Annotated in this window: 17 protein-coding genes; 3 read left to right on the plus strand and 14 right to left on the minus strand. The window is 62.3% G+C overall.

Annotated elements, in window-relative coordinates; genetic code table 11:
- The coding region (locus WB528_RS15405; RefSeq protein WP_423889274.1) for an aspartate aminotransferase family protein at positions 1 to 1,100 on the minus strand (1,100 nt) is incomplete at its 3' end.
- 404 nt (positions 1,101 to 1,504) lie between these two features.
- On the opposite strand from WB528_RS15405, the gene WB528_RS15410 reads away from it, so the two are divergent.
- Complete coding sequence (locus WB528_RS15410; protein WP_423889275.1) at positions 1,505 to 2,014, plus strand: GcrA family cell cycle regulator; 510 nt, start codon at positions 1,505 to 1,507, stop codon at positions 2,012 to 2,014.
- A 133-nt stretch (positions 2,015 to 2,147) separates the two neighbouring features.
- On the opposite strand, the gene phoB is transcribed toward WB528_RS15410, so the two are convergent.
- The 11 genes from phoB to WB528_RS15465 all read right to left on the minus strand — a co-directional run bounded on the left by phoB (position 2,148) and on the right by WB528_RS15465 (position 12,532).
- On the minus strand, positions 2,148 to 2,849 hold the full coding sequence (gene phoB / locus WB528_RS15415) for a phosphate regulon transcriptional regulator PhoB (RefSeq protein WP_072817918.1): 702 nt from the start codon (positions 2,847 to 2,849) through the stop codon (positions 2,148 to 2,150).
- 54 nt (positions 2,850 to 2,903) lie between these two features.
- A complete protein-coding gene (phoU, locus tag WB528_RS15420) occupies positions 2,904 to 3,620 on the minus strand; it encodes a phosphate signaling complex protein PhoU (protein WP_423889276.1) in 717 nt (238 codons plus the stop codon).
- A gap of 10 nt (positions 3,621 to 3,630) precedes the next feature.
- Complete coding sequence (gene pstB / locus WB528_RS15425) at positions 3,631 to 4,467, minus strand: phosphate ABC transporter ATP-binding protein PstB (RefSeq protein WP_423889277.1); 837 nt, start codon at positions 4,465 to 4,467, stop codon at positions 3,631 to 3,633.
- Positions 4,464 to 5,309: a phosphate ABC transporter permease PstA gene (gene pstA / locus WB528_RS15430; protein WP_423889278.1), complete on the minus strand. Its 846-nt coding sequence runs from the start codon at positions 5,307 to 5,309 to the stop codon at positions 4,464 to 4,466. The genes pstB and pstA overlap by 4 nt, the downstream gene beginning before the upstream one ends.
- A 1-nt stretch (position 5,310) precedes the next feature.
- Positions 5,311 to 6,300, minus strand: coding sequence for a phosphate ABC transporter permease subunit PstC (gene pstC / locus WB528_RS15435; protein WP_423889279.1), 990 nt, complete (start codon positions 6,298 to 6,300; stop codon positions 5,311 to 5,313).
- A 219-nt stretch (positions 6,301 to 6,519) separates the two neighbouring features.
- Entirely contained in the window at positions 6,520 to 7,530 is a 1,011-nt protein-coding gene (gene pstS, locus WB528_RS15440; protein WP_423889280.1) for a phosphate ABC transporter substrate-binding protein PstS, read from the minus strand.
- A gap of 122 nt (positions 7,531 to 7,652) precedes the next feature.
- Positions 7,653 to 8,951, minus strand: coding sequence for an ATP-binding protein (locus WB528_RS15445; RefSeq protein WP_423889281.1), 1,299 nt, complete (start codon positions 8,949 to 8,951; stop codon positions 7,653 to 7,655).
- Positions 8,952 to 9,007: 56 nt separating this feature from the next.
- Positions 9,008 to 10,063, minus strand: a complete 1,056-nt coding sequence (locus WB528_RS15450) for a lysylphosphatidylglycerol synthase domain-containing protein (protein ID WP_423889282.1) — start codon at positions 10,061 to 10,063, stop codon at positions 9,008 to 9,010.
- Between the two features lie 232 nt (positions 10,064 to 10,295).
- Positions 10,296 to 10,823 carry a DinB family protein gene (locus tag WB528_RS15455; RefSeq protein WP_423889283.1) on the minus strand — a complete coding sequence of 176 codons (528 nt, stop codon included), beginning with the start codon at positions 10,821 to 10,823 and terminating at the stop codon, positions 10,296 to 10,298.
- 12 nt (positions 10,824 to 10,835) lie between these two features.
- Positions 10,836 to 11,132 (minus strand): hypothetical protein, encoded by a 297-nt coding sequence (locus WB528_RS15460; RefSeq protein ID WP_423889284.1) that lies wholly within the window; start codon positions 11,130 to 11,132, stop codon positions 10,836 to 10,838.
- The gene (locus tag WB528_RS15465; RefSeq protein WP_423889285.1) at positions 11,129 to 12,532 is read right to left on the minus strand and encodes an OmpA family protein; all 1,404 of its coding nucleotides are present in this window, start codon (positions 12,530 to 12,532) and stop codon (positions 11,129 to 11,131) included. The genes WB528_RS15460 and WB528_RS15465 overlap by 4 nt, the downstream gene beginning before the upstream one ends.
- A gap of 334 nt (positions 12,533 to 12,866) precedes the next feature.
- Here WB528_RS15465 and WB528_RS15470 point away from each other — a divergent pair, with 334 nt between their 5' ends.
- Together WB528_RS15470 and WB528_RS15475 are read left to right on the plus strand one after the other, a co-directional pair.
- Positions 12,867 to 13,925 (plus strand): polysaccharide deacetylase family protein, encoded by a 1,059-nt coding sequence (locus WB528_RS15470; RefSeq protein ID WP_423889286.1) that lies wholly within the window; start codon positions 12,867 to 12,869, stop codon positions 13,923 to 13,925.
- Between the two features lie 188 nt (positions 13,926 to 14,113).
- The gene (locus WB528_RS15475) at positions 14,114 to 14,920 is read left to right on the plus strand and encodes an SDR family oxidoreductase (protein WP_423889287.1); all 807 of its coding nucleotides are present in this window, start codon (positions 14,114 to 14,116) and stop codon (positions 14,918 to 14,920) included.
- 192 nt (positions 14,921 to 15,112) lie between these two features.
- Here WB528_RS15475 and boxB read toward each other — a convergent pair whose 3' ends face one another.
- Positions 15,113 to 16,564, minus strand: a complete 1,452-nt coding sequence (gene boxB, locus WB528_RS15480; RefSeq protein ID WP_423889288.1) for a benzoyl-CoA 2,3-epoxidase subunit BoxB — start codon at positions 16,562 to 16,564, stop codon at positions 15,113 to 15,115.
- A 74-nt stretch (positions 16,565 to 16,638) separates the two neighbouring features.
- Positions 16,639 to 18,327, minus strand: coding sequence for a 2,3-epoxybenzoyl-CoA dihydrolase (gene boxC, locus WB528_RS15485; RefSeq protein WP_423889289.1), 1,689 nt, complete (start codon positions 18,325 to 18,327; stop codon positions 16,639 to 16,641).
- Positions 18,328 to 18,408 lie beyond the last annotated feature (81 nt).

The following is an 18,408-nucleotide window of genomic DNA, read 5'->3' on the forward strand; positions in this document are numbered from 1 at the left end:
AGGAAACGCACGACGTTGTCGCCGGCGCCGACCGTGAGCAGCTTCTGCTCGCGCAGCGCGGTCACAAGATCGGCTGACGGCACCACCGCCTTGACGCCGATCAGAAGCCCCTCGCCGCGCACTTCCGAAAGCACAGCAGGATAGCGATCGACCACAGAGGCGAGCTTCTGCTTGAGCAGCAGCGACATTTTCTGCACGTGATCGAAGAAACCGGGCTCGAGCATGACGTCGAGAACAGCATTCGCGGCCGCGACCGCGAGCGGATTGCCGCCGAAGGTCGAGCCGTGCGAGCCCGGCGCCATGCCGGAGGCGGCTTCGGCCGTCGCCAGCACCGCGCCGATCGGGAAACCGCCACCCAGTGCCTTTGCCAGCGACATCACGTCCGGTTCGACGCCGAGGCGTTTGTAGGCAAAGAGATCGCCGGTGCGGCCCATGCCGGTCTGCACCTCGTCGAAGGCGAGCAACAGCCCGTGCTCGTCGCACAGCGCGCGCAGCGCCCTGGCAAATGCGTGCGGCGTCGAGCGCACGCCGCCCTCGCCCTGCACCGGCTCGATCAGGATGCCGGCGGTATGCGGGCCGATCGCCTTCTTCACTGCCTCCAGATCGCCATGCGGCACCTGATCGAAGCCGTCCATCGGCGGGCCGAAACCTTCGAGATATTTGGCCGAGCCGGTCGCCGCCAGCGTCGCCAGCGTGCGGCCATGAAACGCGCCTTCGAACGTGATGATGCGGAAGCGTTCGGGATGCCCCTTGGAGAACTGATAATGGCGCACCAGCTTGATCACGCCTTCCAGCGCCTCCGCGCCGGAATTGCAGAAGAACACGAAGTCGGCAAAGCTTTGCTCGCACAGCCGCGCCGCCAGCTTCTCGCCGTCCGGGCTCTTGAACAGGTTCGACATGTGCCAGAGCTTGGCCGCCTGCTCCTGCAGGGCTTTCACCAGATACGGGTGCGCGTGTCCCAGCGCGTTCACCGCAACACCGGAGGTGAAATCCAGATAGCGCTCGCCATTGGTGGCAAACAGCCAGCAGCCCTCGCCATGCGTAAAGCCGAGGTCAACCCTGGCAAATACCGGAAGCAGATGCGACGTCATGACGATCACTGCTGGTCAGAGCTGGAAAGCAAAAACAAAACGTGCCGCCTTTTAGGGGCGGCACGTACCGGTCATTTTATGCCCGTGGCGATCTGTGTCAACGGGCGGATTCCGTAAATCTCCGGTGTCGCCGAAGGATCGCAATGCAAGCGTGAAAACAGTGGAACATGTGGACGCATGCGCGTCGACTCTTGCGCGGGAGTCACGCCATATTGTAGCTTCTCGACTGTCGGATACGACATCTCGTGCGGTAGTTATTGCTCCTCTAAGTCGCCAGAGTTCTGCGTAAACGTTCGAGCGCATATTTTGCGCCCGGCGAGGGCTAAGGGATTCTGCCGGAAGGGATTTTAGAGACGATTGGCATCGCAGCGCTGCCCCGTAACAGGCCGGCGCGACGCGAAGGAAAGAGTGCGATGACGGTACTAACCTGGTCTGACGATCGCGTGGAGCAATTGAAAAAGCTCTGGGAAGCAGGCCTTTCGGCGAGCCAGATCGCCGCCGAGCTCGGCAATGTCACGCGCAACGCGGTGATCGGCAAAGTGCACCGGCTGGGCCTTTCCGGCCGCGCCAAGAGCCCTTCTTCCGCCGCGCCTCGTCCGCGCAAGGCGCGCCCCGCCCAGCATATGATGCGGGTGTCGCGCCCGGTTTCGCGCGGCAACACGGCGCTGGCGCATGCCTTCGAGGTCGAGATGGAGCCCGATCCGATCGCCTATGACAATGTGGTGCCGATGAGCCAGCGGCTGTCGCTGCTCGAATTGAACGAGGCGACCTGTCACTGGCCGGTCGGCGATCCGTCGAGCCCAGAATTCTTCTTCTGCGGCGGCAAGGCGCTGCCCAGCCTGCCCTACTGCGCGCATCACTCGCGGATCGCCTATCAGCCGACCGGCGACCGCCGCCGGCAGGCGCCGAAGACGACGAGATAGTCCTACCGACTTTAGTCGTCGTCCCCGCGCACGCGGGGACCCATAACCGCAGACTTCGTTGTTACGAAGGTTTTTGACCACCGCACGCTGCGGATAGAGTCCGCTACTTTAGCAGGGAGAATGTGGCCCCGCCCTATTCGACTTTCGCGAAGCGATCGTCGAGCGCGTAGCCGGCGCCACGCACGGTGCGGATCGGATCCTGCTCCCGGCCGGGATTGAGCAATTTGCGCAACCGTCCGATATGCACGTCCACCGTGCGCTCATCGATATAGATGTCGCGGCCCCAGACGCTGTCGAGCAGTTGCTCGCGGCTGAACACCCGGCCCGGATGTTCCAGGAAGAATTCGAGCAGCCGGTACTCGGTCGGTCCGAGATCGACCGGGCGGCCGGAGCGCGCGACGCGGCGCTTCTCGCGGTCGAGTTCGATGTCGCCATAAGTGAGCACGGTAGCGAGCCGCTCGGGACTGGCGCGCCGCAGCAGGCCGCGGACCCGCGCCAGCAATTCGGGCACCGAGAACGGCTTGACGATGTAATCGTCGGCGCCGGTCGCAAGCCCCCTCACCCGCTCGCTTTCCTCGCCGCGCGCGGTCAACATGATGATCGGAAGCTGTTTGGTTTCCGGCCGGGCGCGCAAGCGCCGGCACAGCTCGATGCCGGACAGACCCGGGAGCATCCAGTCCAGCACGATCAGGTCGGGAACCCGCTCCTTCAAGCGGGTGTCGGCGTCGTCACCCCGCCCAACCGTTTCGACGTCATACCCCTCGGCGTCGAGGTTGTAGCGCAGCAGCGTCGTCAGCGCTTCCTCGTCTTCCACCACCAGAATGCGTGCGCTCATGTGCGTAGCCTTCTTTCGTCCTTTTCGTATGATGCCCTACCCTGGAAACGGCGATCAGCTTCCAGGCACGGTTGTAGCAAAGGTCGTCATGTCACCCTTCGGCCGCTTGTCGAGGATCTGCTGGCCTTCGATCATGTAGAAAACGGTCTCGGCGATATTGGTCGCGTGGTCGCCGATCCGCTCGATGTTCTTGGCGCAGAACATCAGGTGAATGCAGAAAGAGATGTTGCGCGGATCTTCCATCATGTAGGTCAGGAGTTCGCGAAACAGCGAGGTGCAGATGGCGTCGACTTCCTCGTCGCTCTTCCAGACCGTCATCGCCGCCGGCAGGTCGTGCGCCGCATAGGCGTCAAGCACCGACTTCACCTGCGACTGCACGAGGTCGGTCATGTGCTCGAGCCCGCGGATCAGCTTCAAGGGCTGAAAGTCGCTCTCCAGCGCCGCAACGCGCTTGCCCATGTTCTTCGCAAGGTCGCCGATCCGTTCGAGATCGGTCGCGACCCGCATCGCGCCGACGATCTCACGCAGATCCACCGCCATCGGCTGACGCCGCGCAATGGTCAACACCGCGCGCTCCTCGATCAAACGCTGCAGATTGTCGATCTCGGCATCGGTCTCGACCACCCGCCGGCCGAGCGCGACGTCGCGGCGGATCAGCGCATCGACGGCATCCACGATCATGCGTTCGGCAAGGCCGCCCATTTCGGCCACCAGCCGGGTCAATTCCTGCAGATCGCTGTCGAACGCCTTGGCTGTATGCTCTGCGACCATCTTATTCTCCTTAACCAAAGCGCCCAGTGATGTAGTCTTGGGTCCGCCGGTCGTTCGGCGAGGTGAAAATCTTGTTGGTCTCGTCGAACTCGATCAGTTCGCCCAGATACATGAACGCCGTCTTGTCGGAGACGCGGGCGGCCTGCTGCATGTTATGGGTGACGATGGCAATGGTGTAGTTCTCGGCCAGTTCCTGGATCAATTCCTCGACCTTGGCGGTCGAGATCGGATCGAGCGCCGAGCATGGCTCGTCAAACAGGATCACCTCGGGACGGACCGCCACCGTGCGAGCGATGCACAGCCGCTGCTGCTGGCCGCCGGACAGGCTCAAGCCCGACGCGTTGAGCTTGTCCTTGACCTCGTTCCAGAGCGCGCCGCCGCGCAGCGCCTTCTCGACCCGGCCGTCCATCTCGGAGCGGGAAATCTTCTCGTACAGGCGAATGCCGAAGGCGATGTTCTCATAGATCGTCATCGGGAACGGCGTCGGCTTCTGAAACACCATGCCGACGCGAGCCCGCAGCAGATTGAGATCGAGCTTGGGATCGAGAATGTTGGTCTGGTCGAGCATCAACTGGCCGGTGGCGCGTTGGCCCGGATAGAGGTCGTACATCCGGTTGAAAATCCGCAGCAAGGTGGACTTGCCGCAGCCCGACGGGCCGATGAAAGCGGTGACACGATTGGTGCCGAGCATGATGTTGATGTTCTTCAGCGCGTGATGCTCGCCGTAATAGAAATTCAACCCGCGTGCGGTGACCTTGGCCGGCGGCTCCGCATGGCCGGATGCGTGAGCGGCGACCGGCGGCGGCGGGGTCGCGGGAACACTGGCGGAAGCGAAAACGTCGTTCATTTTGCAGTCCTCTCGGCGCCAAGAATGCGGGCGCCAATGTTGAGAGCGAGCACGGCCAGCGTGATGATGAGAGCTCCGCTCCAGGCTAATTGCTTCCAGTAGGCGTAGGGGCTCTGGACGAAATTGTTGATAGTCACCGGCAGGTTCGCCATCGTCTTGGTCAGGTCAAGGCTGAAGAACTGGTTGGAGAGCGCGGTGAACAACAGCGGCGCGGTCTCGCCGGCGACGCGGGCGGTCGCCAGCAGCACACCGGTGATCAGGCCGGAGCGCGCGGCGCGGTAGGCGATGCGCTTGATCACCAGCGAGCGCGGCAATCCCAGCGCCGAGGCTGCCTCGCGCAGTGGATTGGGGACCAGCAGCAACATGTCTTCGGTGGTGCGCAGCACGACCGGGGTCACAATTACCGCAAGCGCCAGCGAGCCCGCCAAAGCCGAGAAGCCGCGCATCGGCACCACGATGGCGCCATAGATGAACAGGCCGATGATGATCGACGGCGCGCTCAGGAGGATATCGTTGATGAAGCGGATCACGGACGTGAGGCGGTCGTTTCTGCCGTATTCGGCCAGGTAAGTCCCGGCAAACAGGCCGAGCGGCGCGCCGAGGCCGACGCCGATCGCGGTCATGATGATGGAGCCGGTGATCGCATTCAAAAGGCCGCCTTCGTTGGCACCGGGCGGCGGCGTGTTCTGGGTGAAGAGTTCGAGATTGATGCCCCTGAGGCCATTGAAGAACAGCGTGAACAGGATCAGCGCCAGCCAGGTGACGCCGAATAGGGCCGCGCCGAAGCACAGCGTGCGGATGATGATGTCGTTGCGGCGGCGCTTTGCGTAAATCGGATTCATGCTAGTTGCCCGCCTTCTTTTCCAGGCGCATCAGCATCAGCCTAGCTGCCGACAGCACCAGGAAAGTCAGCACGAACAGGAGCAGGCCGAGCAGCATCAGCGCGGACTGATGCAGGCCGTCGCTTTCGGCGAATTCGGATGCGATCGCCGCCGAGATGGTGGTGCCCGGCGCAAAGATCGAGGACGAGATGCGGAAGGAATTTCCGATAATGAACGTGACCGCCATGGTTTCGCCGAGTGCGCGGCCGAGCGCCAGCATGACGCCGCCGATGACGCCTACGCGGGTATACGGGATCACGACGTTGCGAACCACTTCCCACGTCGTGCAGCCAACGCCATAGGCGGCCTCCTTCAATACGGGCGGGACGGTCTTGAAGACGTCGACGGAGATCGCGGTGATAAAAGGCAGCACCATGATCGCAAGAATAAGCGCCGCGTTGAACATGCTCAGATAGGACGGCGGCCCCGCAAAGATCGAACCCAGCACCGGGATGCCATCGAACAGGCCGATCATGAACGGCTGGAACGTGTAGGCCAAAAACGGGCCGAGCACGAAAAATCCCCACATGCCGTAGATGATGGAGGGAATGCCGGCGAGCAGTTCGATGGCGATGCCGATCGGCCGGCGCAGCCATTGCGGGCAAAGCTCGGTGAGAAAGATCGCGATGCCGAGACCGACCGGGATCGCGATCAGCATCGCGATACAAGAGGTGACCAGCGTACCGTACATCGGGCCCAGCGCCCCAAGGACCGGCGGATCGGCCGACGGCGCCCAGCGCTGGGTCCAGAGGAACGCGAAGCCATATTCCTTCATCGCCGGCCAGGCGCCGACGATCAGCGAAAGAATGATGCCGCCAAGAATGAGCAGGACCGAAATCGCGCAGGTACGGGTGATCCAATAGAAGGTGACGTCGCCGAGCTTGAAAGCACTCAGCGCCTTGGCGCGATCGTAGGGTCCTGCGACTTCCATGGCATCGCTTTGAACCGCCATCTCTGCCACGCCAATGCCCTCTGTCTGGTTCAAAGTTTCGCCCACCGCCTGCCTCAGAGGCCGCCTTGCCGGTAGCGGTCTTGCTGACGATCGATCCGGCATCATTCCGGGATGGTGCTTTCGGGATCAGACCCGGAATCCTCATGAATCCCGGGTTCGCCTTGTCTCACCCTCGCGCCCCGAAAGAACGGGGCGCAAGGTCCTGAGGGTCATCCGGCCTCAGCTCTTGATGTCGGCCGACCAGGTCTTCTCGATCAACTTGACGACGGCATCCGGCATCGGAATGTAATCGAGCTCCTCGGCCATCTTGCCGCCATTGGCAAAAGCCCACTTGAAGAACTTGATGGCTTCCGCGGAGGCCGCCTTGTCGGTCGGCGCCTTCTGCATCAGGATAAAGGTCGACGCCGTGATCGGCCACGACTGTTCACCCGGCTGGTCGGTGAGGATCACATAGTAACCGGGCGCTTTCGCCCAATCGGCGTTCGAGGCCGCCGACTGGAAAGAAGACACCGTCGGCTGCACGGTCTTGCCGGTCTTGTTGACCAGTGCGGCATAGATCAGCTTGTTCTGCTTGGCATAGGCATATTCGACATAGCCGATCGAATTTTTGGTCTGGCCGATATTGCCGGAGACGCCTTCGTTACCCTTGGCGCCGACGCCAGTCGGCCATTCGACCGCGGTGCCGGAGCCGACCTTGGTCTTCCATTCCGCGCTCACCTTGGAAAGATAGTCGGTGAAATTGAACGTCGTGCCCGACCCATCGGAGCGGCGAACCACGGTAATCGCCTCGCTCGGCAGCTTCACATTCGGATTGAGCTTCCTGATCGCCGGATCATCCCATTTGGTGATCTTGCCGAGATAGATGTTGGCGAGCGTTGTGCCGTCAAACACCAGTTCGCCCGGCTTCACGCCTTCCAGATTCACCACCGGAACGATCGCGCCCATGACCATCGGCCACTGAACCAAACCGTCCTTCTCAAGCTGCTCGACCTTCAGCGGCATATCGGTGGCGCCGAACGTCACGGTCTTGGCCTGGATCTGCTTGATGCCGCCACCGGAACCGATCGACTGGTAGTTCAGGCCGTTGCCGGTCTCTTTCTTGTAGGCATCGGCCCACTTCGAATAGATCGGGAACGGGAACGTCGCACCCGCTCCGGTGATGTCCGCGGCGAACGCCGACGTCGATGTGGCGACTAGGCCGACAGCGACGATCGTTTTCATGAAATTCATTGCTGGTCTCCATCTCGTAAGCCAAGCGCTCACGCGGGTCCGTTTAGGAGCCGTCAATGCCCCTTTTACGAAGGTTTGATGACACTTGGATGACGCAACCAAGCCTTTGAAATTGCTTGATTTCAGGTAGAGAGCGGAGGTTTGGCCTGGGGAAAACAGGCGGTAAAAGTAGCGCCGTTTTTCAAGACGCTTTCGATCAAAAGCCTGCCGCGATGGCGGTTCACAATATGTTTGACCAGCGATAGCCCAAGGCCGGTTCCACCTTGCGCGCGGCTGTCGCCGACATCCACCCGGTAAAACCGCTCGGTCAGCCGCGGCAGGTGTTCAGGAGCAATACCGGGACCGAAATCGCGCACCTGAACCCGCAGCTCCGGCTGACCCTCGCTGGATATCTCCGCAGCCAGCGAAACGACCACCTTGCCGCCCGACGCGCCATATTTCAGCGCGTTCTCGACCAGGTTCTCAAACAACCGCAGCAGTTCTTCGCGATCGCCCGCGATCCACGCCGGCGCCTCTGGCAAATCTACCTCGACCTCGACCTGGCGTTCGCGCGCCAGCGGCTCCAGCCCGTCGATCACCTGGCCAATGATCGGCACAATATCGACCAGCGTGTCCGGGCGGACATGGGCCGACAGTTCGACCCGCGACAGCGACAACAGGTCGTCGATCAGCCGCGCCATCCGTGTTGCCTGGGTATGCATGATGCCGAGAAAGCGCTCGCGGGCCTTGGGATCGTCGCGGGCCGGCCCCTGCAACGTATCGATAAAGCCCGACAGCGCCGCGAGCGGCGTGCGCAATTCGTGGCTGGCATTGGCCACGAAGTCGGCGCGCATCTCCTCGACCCGGCGCAGCGGCGTCAGGTCGTGGAAGGTCATCAGCATGCATTTGTCGGTGCTGCCGAACAACGTCGGCACCGGAACCGGTATGATGACAAGCTCCATCCAGCGATCGACCGGAACGTGATCGAGATAGGTGGCGCGGCGGGGTTCGGTGGTTGCGATGGCTTCGCGAAGCGCGGTGATGATCTCGGGCGAGCGCAGCGCAAACTGGGCAAGCTCGTTCTTGCGCAACGCCGGCGCAAGCTGGGCCGCGGCCGCATTGAGGTGAATGACGCGGCCGGCGCGGTCGAGCAGCACGGCGGGATCCGGCATGCCGGCAACGACGGCCGCGACCGCCGCAGATTCCACCGGATTGGTGCCGCGGACGTCTTCACGCGAAGCCGCAGTGTCGTGCAGGCGCCAGGGCACCAGCGCCGCCGCGGCAATGCAGGCGAAGATCACCGCCGCCCGCACCGCGGACAATTCGCCGAGTACGACCACCACGGCCAGCGCCAGCGCCGCCGCCAGCAGGACGATTGCCGAATGCCTCAGGCGGTCCGGCCACGGCGAGAAAAAGAAGGAGGGAGTGTGGTCTATTGCCATCGGGCTAAAACTCCGACTCCAGAATTCGCAACCTCATCCCCTTTTGGACGGTCACGTCAGGCGCCGGGCTCGTTGCGCTCCCGCACGTAAACGGCTTCGTGCTGCGGCTCCCCGGCGATCGCAGACGCCGCCTGCCGCAACCGCTTCGACCGGGCTCCGACGATAACCTCCCGAAACGTCAATATGATTACAGATATGACGAACGGCGCAATATAATAGAGGAGGCGGAACAACAGCATTCCGGCGAGCAAGTCCTCCTTGTCCATCTGCCACAGGCCGACCAGCATGGCGGCGTCGAACACCCCAAGTCCCCCGGGCGAGTGGCTGGCGAAGCCGAGCAGCGTCGCCGAGACGAAAATGACCGCGACCACGACGAAGCCCAGGTTGGGCTCGTCGGGCACCAGCGTGTACATCGCCAGCGCACAGAAGCCGAGATCGATGATGCCGATCGCGATCTGCAGCAGCGTCAGCGGCCCGCCCGGCAGCACCACCGTCCATGGTCCGCGCCCGACATTGCGCGGTCGAATCCAGACCCAGATCACGTAGCCAACGAGGCCCGCAATGATGCCGACGGCAATGATCCGATTGAGCCAGAACGGCAATTGATCGACCGCGGAGGCGGCCTCCGGATGCCAGGCGACCCCGATCCCTAGCACCGCCGCGTTGCCGAGCCAGAACGTCAAGCCGGCGATAAAACAGATCTTGGCGACATCGATCGCATTCAGGCCCGAGGCCGAATAAATGCGATAGCGCACCGCGCCGCCGGTGAAGACGCTGGCCCCGACATTGTGCCCGATGGAATAGCTGGTGAAAGCGGCAAGCGCGTTGATGCGGTAAGGGATCTCATTTCGGCCAATCGCGCGCGTCGCGAACAGGTCGTAGAACGTGAGCGTGAAATAGCCGGCCGCCACGTACAGCGCGGCAGTTGCGATCGATCGGGGCTCGGTGCTCTTGATCGCTTCGATGACTTCGAAAACATCGATATCGCGGAGCATGTGAAACAGCACGTAGCACGCGATACCGATGACGGTGATGCTGACCGCGACGCCCAGTTTATGCAGGATCTGTCGGTGGCGCAGAAACGATATCGCCCTGCGTATTGGTTCCAGCATCTAGACCTCGTTGCGCGGACAATCCCGCCGATCGTACATTGCCCAGCGGCTTCGTTCTAACATTTGCTTCGGGTCTCGCGCTCGCCTTTGGGAGCGAATGCGATGCCCGCTCCAATCCACCCCCCGGGTCCATCTGGTAGCTTGTTTTGAGCCGTAGTGGAATTCGCATGGTACGGAAAGGCCTGCTCCTTCAATACTTAGGAGAAGGAAACTACCGCGGCGCGCCCGCAATCTAGGCACCGGTCGCGGCCAGACGCTGGAAAAACAGCAGATCAAGCTCCGGGGCTTCGCCCACGAGGCCAGTGAGCAGTGTGTGGACTTGTCCGCGGTGATGGGTTTGGTGATTGAACCAGTGCGCCAGCGCAGGCGCGAGCTGCTGTTCGATTTCCTGCGGCGATGAGACGCGGCGGTATTTGATGGTCGCGGTGATGCGCGCCTCGTCAAGGTCATCGACGAAATCGGCGATCCGCCGGTCTTCGACCTGCCGCGCTCGGTGCAATTCATCGAACGTCTCGTAAAGAATGGCATCGAGCCGCGATGGCGCATCGCCTTCGCCGGTGAAGCGCCGCATCCATACCCGGTCCGTTACCAGGAGATGGTTCAGCGTGCCGTGCACGGATTTGAAGAACGCGCCGCGATCGGCGCGATACTGGTCGATGGTGAGCCGGCTGGCCGCCGCAAACAAGCGGCCATTCGCCCAGGCATTGTAGTGGCCGAACATCCGGTAGTGGTCCGCAAGCGTGCAGAATCCATCGACCATGTGAATTCGCCTTCAACTTGCGCTCGCGGGGCGGGGCAACAGCCAGTCGCGCAAGCACGATCCGATTCCGCACCCGATCAGATAGAGCGCGAGCATCAAAAGGCCAAGGTCCAGCCAATAGCCCGGCCGGCCAGGAATTACGCGCGCCAGCGCCGCGGCAAGCAGGGCCGCCACCAGCGCAGCGAGCCAGCGCGCCAGATTCTTCGGTACGCCGTGACCGCGATGCACCACCGCGATCCAGCCCATCCCGAAACCGAGCAGTAACGCGGCGAGAAGCCAGCCCCAGTCAAATGTCGCCAGAAAAATCACGGCTGCTCCTTCACGACGAATTCGATACGGCGATTTTTCGCCTTGCCCTCGTCGGTGCCGTTGGCGGCCACCGGCTGGGTGCTGCCATAACCGATCGCGGTAAACCGTGTTGCGGGAAGACCGGCCTTCACCAGATAGTCGACGACGGCCTGCGCCCGCTTTTCCGACAGGGCCTGGTTGGTGGCGCTGTCGCCATCGGCGTCGGTATGGCCCGCGACCTCGATATTGGTCGTCGGACAACGCAGTGCGATTTCGATCAGATGATCGAGCAGGCCAACCGAATCCGGGTCAATATTGGAGCGCCCGGATTCAAAGCGGATCGTTCCCTTGGCCAGCACTTCTGAAAACAGCTGCTGGCAGACGGTCGCATCCACGGGCGCTGCCGCCGGTTTGACCGAAATATCCGCCTTGACCTGCCAGCCTTGCGGAAAACCCTTGAACAGGTTGGCGCGAAGCTGACTGGACGCGGCCTCGTAGAGCGCATCGCCCGACAGCTTGACCTCGCGATCGGAGACCACCAGCGTCCCGGTCGACAGCCGCGACAGCGCGCCGAGCGCCGGCACCACGGCGCCGGCAAAGCCCGACGGCGCCCCGAGGCTTTCCTTGAGGTTGTTGACGACCTTTTCGCTGAAAAACTTACGGCCCGCCGCCGCCACGATCGCGGCGCGCACATTATTGTCGGGCACGTAGCCCGTCAGCGTCAACGTCTGCGCCACCGGATCCTTGTTGGCCTGGAAAATATAGGGCGGAGCCTTGATCTCGTTCGACGCGACCGAAAAACCCTCAGGCAGGTTCTTCAGCGAAGCCGCAATCGCTTCCCGGCCGCCGAGGTCACGCGCCATGCCGGACAGGCTGACCTTGCTATCTGAAATGGTGATTTTGCCGTCCTTCAGTTTGGCGACCTGGTTAAGCAGCAAGAGCGCGGCATCGTCGAAATGCGGCGGCGCGCCGCGCGACAAATTTGTCTGGTCGACCACTTCGACGCCGCCGAGATCGGCGCGAGCGGCTTCCAGCAATTTGCCCTTGCTCGCAGGCAACGGGGAGCTGCCGGTCAACGTCACCCGAACCACGTCGCGCTCGGCCGACCAGACGAACGGCCTGGCCTCGGGAACGAGGCGGGTCTCGTCGTTGACGAGGCGCACGCCCGGCACGGCTTCGATGGCGGCGACGGCGCTACGGCGTCCCTGTTCGGAAAAGGCGTCGGCGGCGAGCGCGACGTCGCGGCCGCTCACGGCGATTTGGCTCTTGTCGAGCAGAATATCCTTCAGTGCAGCCGTCGAACGGCCGGCCAGTTCGGTTTCCAGAGGCGAGGTGCTGGTCCAGGCCGCCAAGGCCCAAAGGACGGCGAGCGGTATCGTGCCCGGCCACCATTTGCTGCTCCACCTGACTAGTCCGCGCATCCGATATCCCACGAGGCGAGACGCCGCGTCATTTCCGAAATTCGCGAAGAAACTGCAAACTGCCCCCTTTGGCGAATTTCGGTAAACAGGGGGACCGGCAACACTCTGATCCGCCATCGCTTTTCGGTTTGACGCATTTCCTCTCGATCTCTCCCAAGGCTGCGCCGGAACCGCAACGCACAGGCACCAGAAAGAGAGAGAAAACAAACCCTTGCGGGGCTGTCAAACCCGAAATAGCAGGGGGACGGTCCAGCGGACGGCAGGTGCGGCTAACCCTTTCTTCAAGGGTCTGCAGATAGCTTGAAATGCCTCTTCCAACCGGCCATCCAGCCCGATGAAGCAGTTACGCAGCAACGTGATCCGCGCCGGCCTGGAAGCGCTTTATCTCACCGGTGCGCACCGCCTGTTTCGCCCGATTTTCGCCGGCGCGGGCTGCATTTTCATGCTCCATCATGTGCGCCCCTCGCGAGACGCGGCATTTCAGCCGAACAGCCACCTCGAAATCACGCCGCAATTCCTGCGCGCGGTGCTTGCCCATCTGCGCGCGCGCGGCATCGACATCATCACGATGGATGAATTTCACCGCAGGCTGACGGAGCGCGACTACTCGCGGCGTTCCGCCTGCTTTACTTTTGACGACGGCTATCGTGACAACCGGGATTTCGCGCTTCCCGTCATGCGGGAATTTGACGCACCGCTTACCGTGTATGTGACCAGCGATTTTGCGCAAGGCACGGGCAACCAGTGGTGGGTCGCGCTGGAGAGAGCAATCGCCAAGGCCTCCACGATCGAGGCCGGGATCGATGGCGTGGCTACCCGCATCGACACATCAACGCTTTCGGCCAAGCGCTCGGCCTTCGAGCGGCTGCACGACTGGCTGCGCGCGCTTCCGGGCCGCGACGATCTGGCCCGCGAGATCGCCGCGCTCTGTGCCTCTCAAGGCATCGATCAAGCCGCGATCTGTCGCGAGCTCTGCATGTCGTGGGACGAACTAAAACCGTTTGCGAACGAGTCGCTCGTCAACATCGGCGCGCATACTGTGACCCACTGCAACCTGGCCCAGCAGCCCGACGAAATCGCGAGCCATGAAATGGCAACGAGCCGGGCACGCATCGAAAGCGCCTTGCAACGTCCCGCCCTTCACTTCGCCTATCCTTATGGCGACCGGCTCGCAGCCGGCCAACGCGAATTCGCGCTCGCCAAGGCCGCCGGATTCACGACGGCGGTGACGACGCGGCCGGGCATGATCTTCCCCGAAAGCGCGGACTATCCAACCGCCCTGCCGCGGATCTCGCTCAACGGCAATTATCAGAACGAGCGTATTCTTCCCGTGCTCACCTCGGGCGCGGCGACCGCGATGTGGAACGGCTTTCGGCGCGTTGACGCGGCCTAGTGAAATCCGATGTTGCTCGGCCTCGTCCTGAGGAGCGCACGCTTGTGCGCGTCTCGAAGGATGGGCCGCCCTCTCCTTCGAGACGGCGCTTGAGCGCCTCCCCAGGATGAGGGCGGAAAAATCCGCTATTCCTTGACTCACTCAAACTCAGCGCCCAGAACCTTGGCAAAAGCCAATGGAGGGTGCGCATGTTCAAGGACCTGTTTTCGCTTCGCGGCCGTGTCGCATTGGTGACCGGCGGATCGCGCGGTATCGGCAAGATGATCGCCGCGGGCTTTCTCAATCAAGGCGCGGCCAGGGTCTACATCACCGCGCGCAAGGCGGCCGCCTGTGAGGCTACCGCCAAGGAGTTGAGCGCCGCCTATGACGGCGAGTGCATCGCGCTGCCGATCGATATCTCGACCACCGCAGGCATCGAGATGCTGGCGGGCGAAATCAACAAGCGCGAGGGCAAGCTCGATATTCTCGTCAACAATGCCGGCGCGGCCTGGGGCGCGGATTTCGACGAATTTCCGGAGAGCGGCTGGGACAAGGTGATCAACCTCAACCTCAAGACGCCGTTCTTTCTCACCAAGGCGCTGGCCGGATCGTTGCGGGCTGCGGCCACCGTCGAGAGGCCGGCTAAGGTGATCAACATCGCTTCGATCGACGGGATTTTCGTCAATCCGCTGGAGACGTATTCCTACGCCGCGAGTAAATCCGGTCTCATCCACCTGACGCGCCGGATGGCCGTCAAACTCATTCCCGACCATATCGTCGTATCGGCGATTGCGCCGGGCCCGTTCAAGTCCGACATGAACAAGGCGGCGCGTGACAATGCGGAGGAGGTGGCAACGCGCGTGCCTTCGGGGCGGATCGGCACCGACGAGGACATGGCGGGAGCTGCGATCTATCTCGCCTCACGCGCCGGCGATTACGTCGTGGGCGCCACCATCGCGGTCGATGGCGGCATCGTCTACGCCAATCCCGGCATCAAGGGAGATGGGTGGGATTAGCTGAAGCAACAAGGACGCAACAAACGCGACCGGTCATTGTTGAGCCCTCTCCCCTTGCGGGAGAGGGCGACGTAACTGGTAGACACAGCGACGTTCGGGTTGGCTTCGCCGCCAAACTGACGAATAGACACCCCTCATCCGCCGCGCTTTGCGCGGCACCTTCTCCCGCAAGGGGAGAAGGAAAGCAGGGGATCACGTCTCGATCTTTACATATTCGAAATCGCCCGGCTTGTTGTTGATGCCGACCTTGGGCGGCGATATCCAGGAGGCAAATTCGCCGACGCCTGTCACCGGCGTCATCAGGGAGGCGATGAAATCGCCGTCCTCTGTCGACGGCAGCCACGCGCCCTTTTTCGTATTCCATGCCGCGTCGTCGATCAGCACGCCGTCGGGCGTGGCATGAATATCCCTGAATTCGCCGATGGCGCGGTGGAAGGCGACGTTGGGTAGCGTCAGCTTGAAGTCGAAGCCGGCGGTCGAAATGACCTTGTTCCAGCGCAATAGTCCCTTGACGCAATCCTGCGTGTAGTCGTCGCGCAGCCGCATGTTGAGCGCGGTCAGCGCCGGCTCGTCGACGCGCGTGATCTTGCCGTCGATGAATTTCAGCACCGGATAGGTGTCGTCGCGCAGGCGATGATCGTCCTTGATCTGGGTCTCGTGGAAGCGGCCCTTGATGCCGGCGTTGAAAGCGTTCGCCGCATTGGTCGAGACTTCCGAGCCGAACAGATCGAGCGACAACGAGTAATGCAGGTTCAGCTTCTTCTGAATGGTCGGCAGGTCGATCACGCCCAACGCGCGGACCTTGGCGATATCGTTGGGGTCACTGATGCCGGCCTCTTTCATGGCCTCGCAGGTCCGCTGCACCACACGGGTGATGCCGGTCTCGCCGACGAACATGTGATGGGCTTCTTCCGTCAGCATGAAGCGGCAGGTGCGCGACAACGGATCGAATCCGGATTGCGCCAGCGAGTGCAATTGCATCTTGCCGTCGCGATCGGTGAAATAGGTGAACATGAAGAACGACAGCCAGTCGGGCGTCGCCTCGTTGAAGGCGCCCAACATGCGCGGTGAATCCGCGTCGCCGGAGCGACGGCGCAGCAATTCGTCGGCTTCCTCACGGCCGTCGCGGCCAAAATATTTCTGCAGGAGGTAGACCATCGCCCAGAGGTGGCGGCCTTCCTCGACATTGACCTGGAACAGGTTACGCAAATCGTAAAGCGAGGGCGCGGTCTTGCCGAGATGACGCTGCTGCTCGACGGAAGCAGGCTCCGTATCGCCCTGGATCACGATCAGCCGCCGCAACATCGCGCGGTATTCGCCGGGCACTTCCTGCCAGGCAGGCTCGCCATAATGTTCGCCGAAGGGAATGACGCGGTTTTCTTCCTCCGGCGCCAGCAGGATGCCCCAGCGATAATCCGGCATCTTGACGTAATCGAACTTGGCCCAGCCGCGCGGATCGACCGAATAGGCGGTGCGCAAGTAGACCAGCGACTGCTGGAAACCTTCCGGCCCCATGTCGCCCCACCAGTTCATGTAACCGGGATGCCAACCCTCCAGCGCCTTGAGCACTTGCCGGTCCTCGCTCAGATTCACGTTATTGGGAATCTTGGTCGAATAGTCGACGTTCATAATGTTGACATTCATCGCCGTGCTCCTTGGCTGGCGAATAGCGGGTGGCGAATAGTACCATTCGCTACTCGCTACTCGCCACTCACTCCTCACACTCTCGTCATATCGAACTGCGGCCTCTCGCCGGTGCCGTAGCGGCGTAGCGCGCCCTCCTCGCCGACCGCATTGGGCCGCTGGAAGATCCAGTTCTGCCAGGCGGTGAGGCGCGAAAAGATTTTAGATTCCATGGTCTCCGGTCCGACGAAGCGCAAATTCGCTTCCATGCCGGTGAGACCATCGGGCGAGAAGCTGGCGCGCTCCTCAAGAAACACCCTGACCTCGTCGTCCCAGTCGATATCGTCGAGCGCAAAGGTCACAAGGCCAAGCGCCTCGGCCTCCTCGGCGTCAAGCGCCTCACCGATGCGCGTCCGCGCGCGCTCGAGATCGGATGGGTCGGCCTGGAAACGCGATTCAAGCCGAGTCAATCCATGGCTCATCGGATAGGCGCCGAAATTCAGCGCCGATATCTGGATCGACGGCGGCGGGCGATTGTCGCCCTGGCGCGTGCCGATCAGCATGTAAGAGCGGTCGGCGGCGAGCACCAATTCGGCGAGGGTGCCGGCAAAGCACGAACCCGGCTCGACCAGCGCCACCAACGTACGCGAGGTGACGTCGATGCGCTTGAGCACCCGCTTCCAGTATTGCCGGATCTCGTTGACCAGCCAGTGCGCCTTGTTGGCTTCGAGAAAATCATCGTAAGCGAGGATGTGGGCCGCCTCGCCGTGCGATTTGAAGACCAGCATGGCGATCTGAAGCTCGTTGATGCGCAAATGCAGGATCGCATCGTCCAACTCGCGCGCGACCTGGAGCGGCCAGAAGTCAGCGCCTTGCGCGATCAGCCCGTCGATGTCCGCAGGCGGCGTCGTCTCCGGCGCCGCAATCGAGATAGTTGCGATACGCGCGGTGCGGTCGATCTCGACGCTGACGGTGTCATAACGGATAGTGCTTTCGCCGATGGTGCGCGACAGCGGCGTCAGCGCAATCCCCTTCCCGCTGCCGTTGCGCTTTGAGGCGGCGGCGAATTCCTTCGCACGCTCGGCGACCTTGGCCTCTAACTTGCTGTTCGGCACGATCTCATCGACCAAACGCCAGGCGACCGCCCGCTTGCCCTTGATGCCTTCCTCGATGGTGCAGAAATAATCGGCATGGTCGCGGCGCACCTTGCGCTTGTCGACCACGCGCGTCAGCCCGCCGGTGCCCGGCAACACCGCGAGCAACGGCACCTCCGGCAATGCGACGGCCGCAGCCCCGTCATCGGCGAGCATGATGTGATCGGTGGCGAGCGCCAGTTCGTAACCGCCGCCGGCCGCGGTGCCGTTGACCACGGTGATGAAGCGCTGCCCGGAATTCTCCGATGAATCCTCGAGCCCGTTGCGGGTCTCGTTGGTGAACTTGCAGAAATTCACCTTGTGGGCATGGGTCGAGCCGGCCAGCATGCGAATATTGGCGCCGGCGCAAAACACGCGATTTTTTCCGGAGCGCAGGATCACCACTTTCACGTTCGGGTGCTCGAAACGCAGCCGCTGCACGGCGTCGGCCAACTCGATGTCGACGCCCAGATCATAGGAATTCAGCTTGAGCTGATAGCCTTCGAACAGCCCGCCATTCTCGTCGACGTCCATCGTCAGCGTCGCGATAGCGCCGTCGACGCCAAGTTTCCAATGCCGGTAGCGCGACGGGTCGGTCTGAAAATCGATAAAGGTCGCGCCTCCCGCAAGAACGCGCTCGTCGCCGGTCATGGGCTTATCCCTGAATGCGGTTCTTTGTTAACGAATATATGCACAATAATGCATGTTGCGGCTCTCGTCTAGAGGCTGCAG

The sequence above is a fragment of the Bradyrhizobium sp. genome (assembly GCF_049586575.1).
Classification (GTDB): domain Bacteria; phylum Pseudomonadota; class Alphaproteobacteria; order Rhizobiales; family Xanthobacteraceae; genus Bradyrhizobium.

Bases quoted from the DNA above. Each gene is read 5' to 3' on its own strand.
- WB528_RS15410 (WP_423889275.1), top strand. From the start codon at position 1,505: ATGACGGTACTAACCTGGTCTGACGATCGCGTGGAGCAATTGAAAAAG.
- phoB (WP_072817918.1), bottom strand. From the start codon at position 2,849: ATGAGCGCACGCATTCTGGTGGTGGAAGACGAGGAAGCGCTGACGACG.
- phoU (WP_423889276.1), bottom strand. From the start codon at position 3,620: ATGGTCGCAGAGCATACAGCCAAGGCGTTCGACAGCGATCTGCAGGAA.
- pstB (WP_423889277.1), bottom strand. From the start codon at position 4,467: ATGAACGACGTTTTCGCTTCCGCCAGTGTTCCCGCGACCCCGCCGCCG.
- pstA (WP_423889278.1), bottom strand. From the start codon at position 5,309: ATGAATCCGATTTACGCAAAGCGCCGCCGCAACGACATCATCATCCGC.
- pstC (WP_423889279.1), bottom strand. From the start codon at position 6,300: ATGGCGGTTCAAAGCGATGCCATGGAAGTCGCAGGACCCTACGATCGC.
- pstS (WP_423889280.1), bottom strand. From the start codon at position 7,530: ATGAATTTCATGAAAACGATCGTCGCTGTCGGCCTAGTCGCCACATCG.
- WB528_RS15445 (WP_423889281.1), bottom strand. From the start codon at position 8,951: ATGGCAATAGACCACACTCCCTCCTTCTTTTTCTCGCCGTGGCCGGAC.
- WB528_RS15450 (WP_423889282.1), bottom strand. From the start codon at position 10,063: ATGCTGGAACCAATACGCAGGGCGATATCGTTTCTGCGCCACCGACAG.
- WB528_RS15455 (WP_423889283.1), bottom strand. From the start codon at position 10,823: ATGGTCGATGGATTCTGCACGCTTGCGGACCACTACCGGATGTTCGGC.
- WB528_RS15465 (WP_423889285.1), bottom strand. From the start codon at position 12,532: ATGCGCGGACTAGTCAGGTGGAGCAGCAAATGGTGGCCGGGCACGATA.
- WB528_RS15470 (WP_423889286.1), top strand. From the start codon at position 12,867: ATGAAGCAGTTACGCAGCAACGTGATCCGCGCCGGCCTGGAAGCGCTT.
- WB528_RS15475 (WP_423889287.1), top strand. From the start codon at position 14,114: ATGTTCAAGGACCTGTTTTCGCTTCGCGGCCGTGTCGCATTGGTGACC.
- boxB (WP_423889288.1), bottom strand. From the start codon at position 16,564: ATGAATGTCAACATTATGAACGTCGACTATTCGACCAAGATTCCCAAT.
- boxC (WP_423889289.1), bottom strand. From the start codon at position 18,327: ATGACCGGCGACGAGCGCGTTCTTGCGGGAGGCGCGACCTTTATCGAT.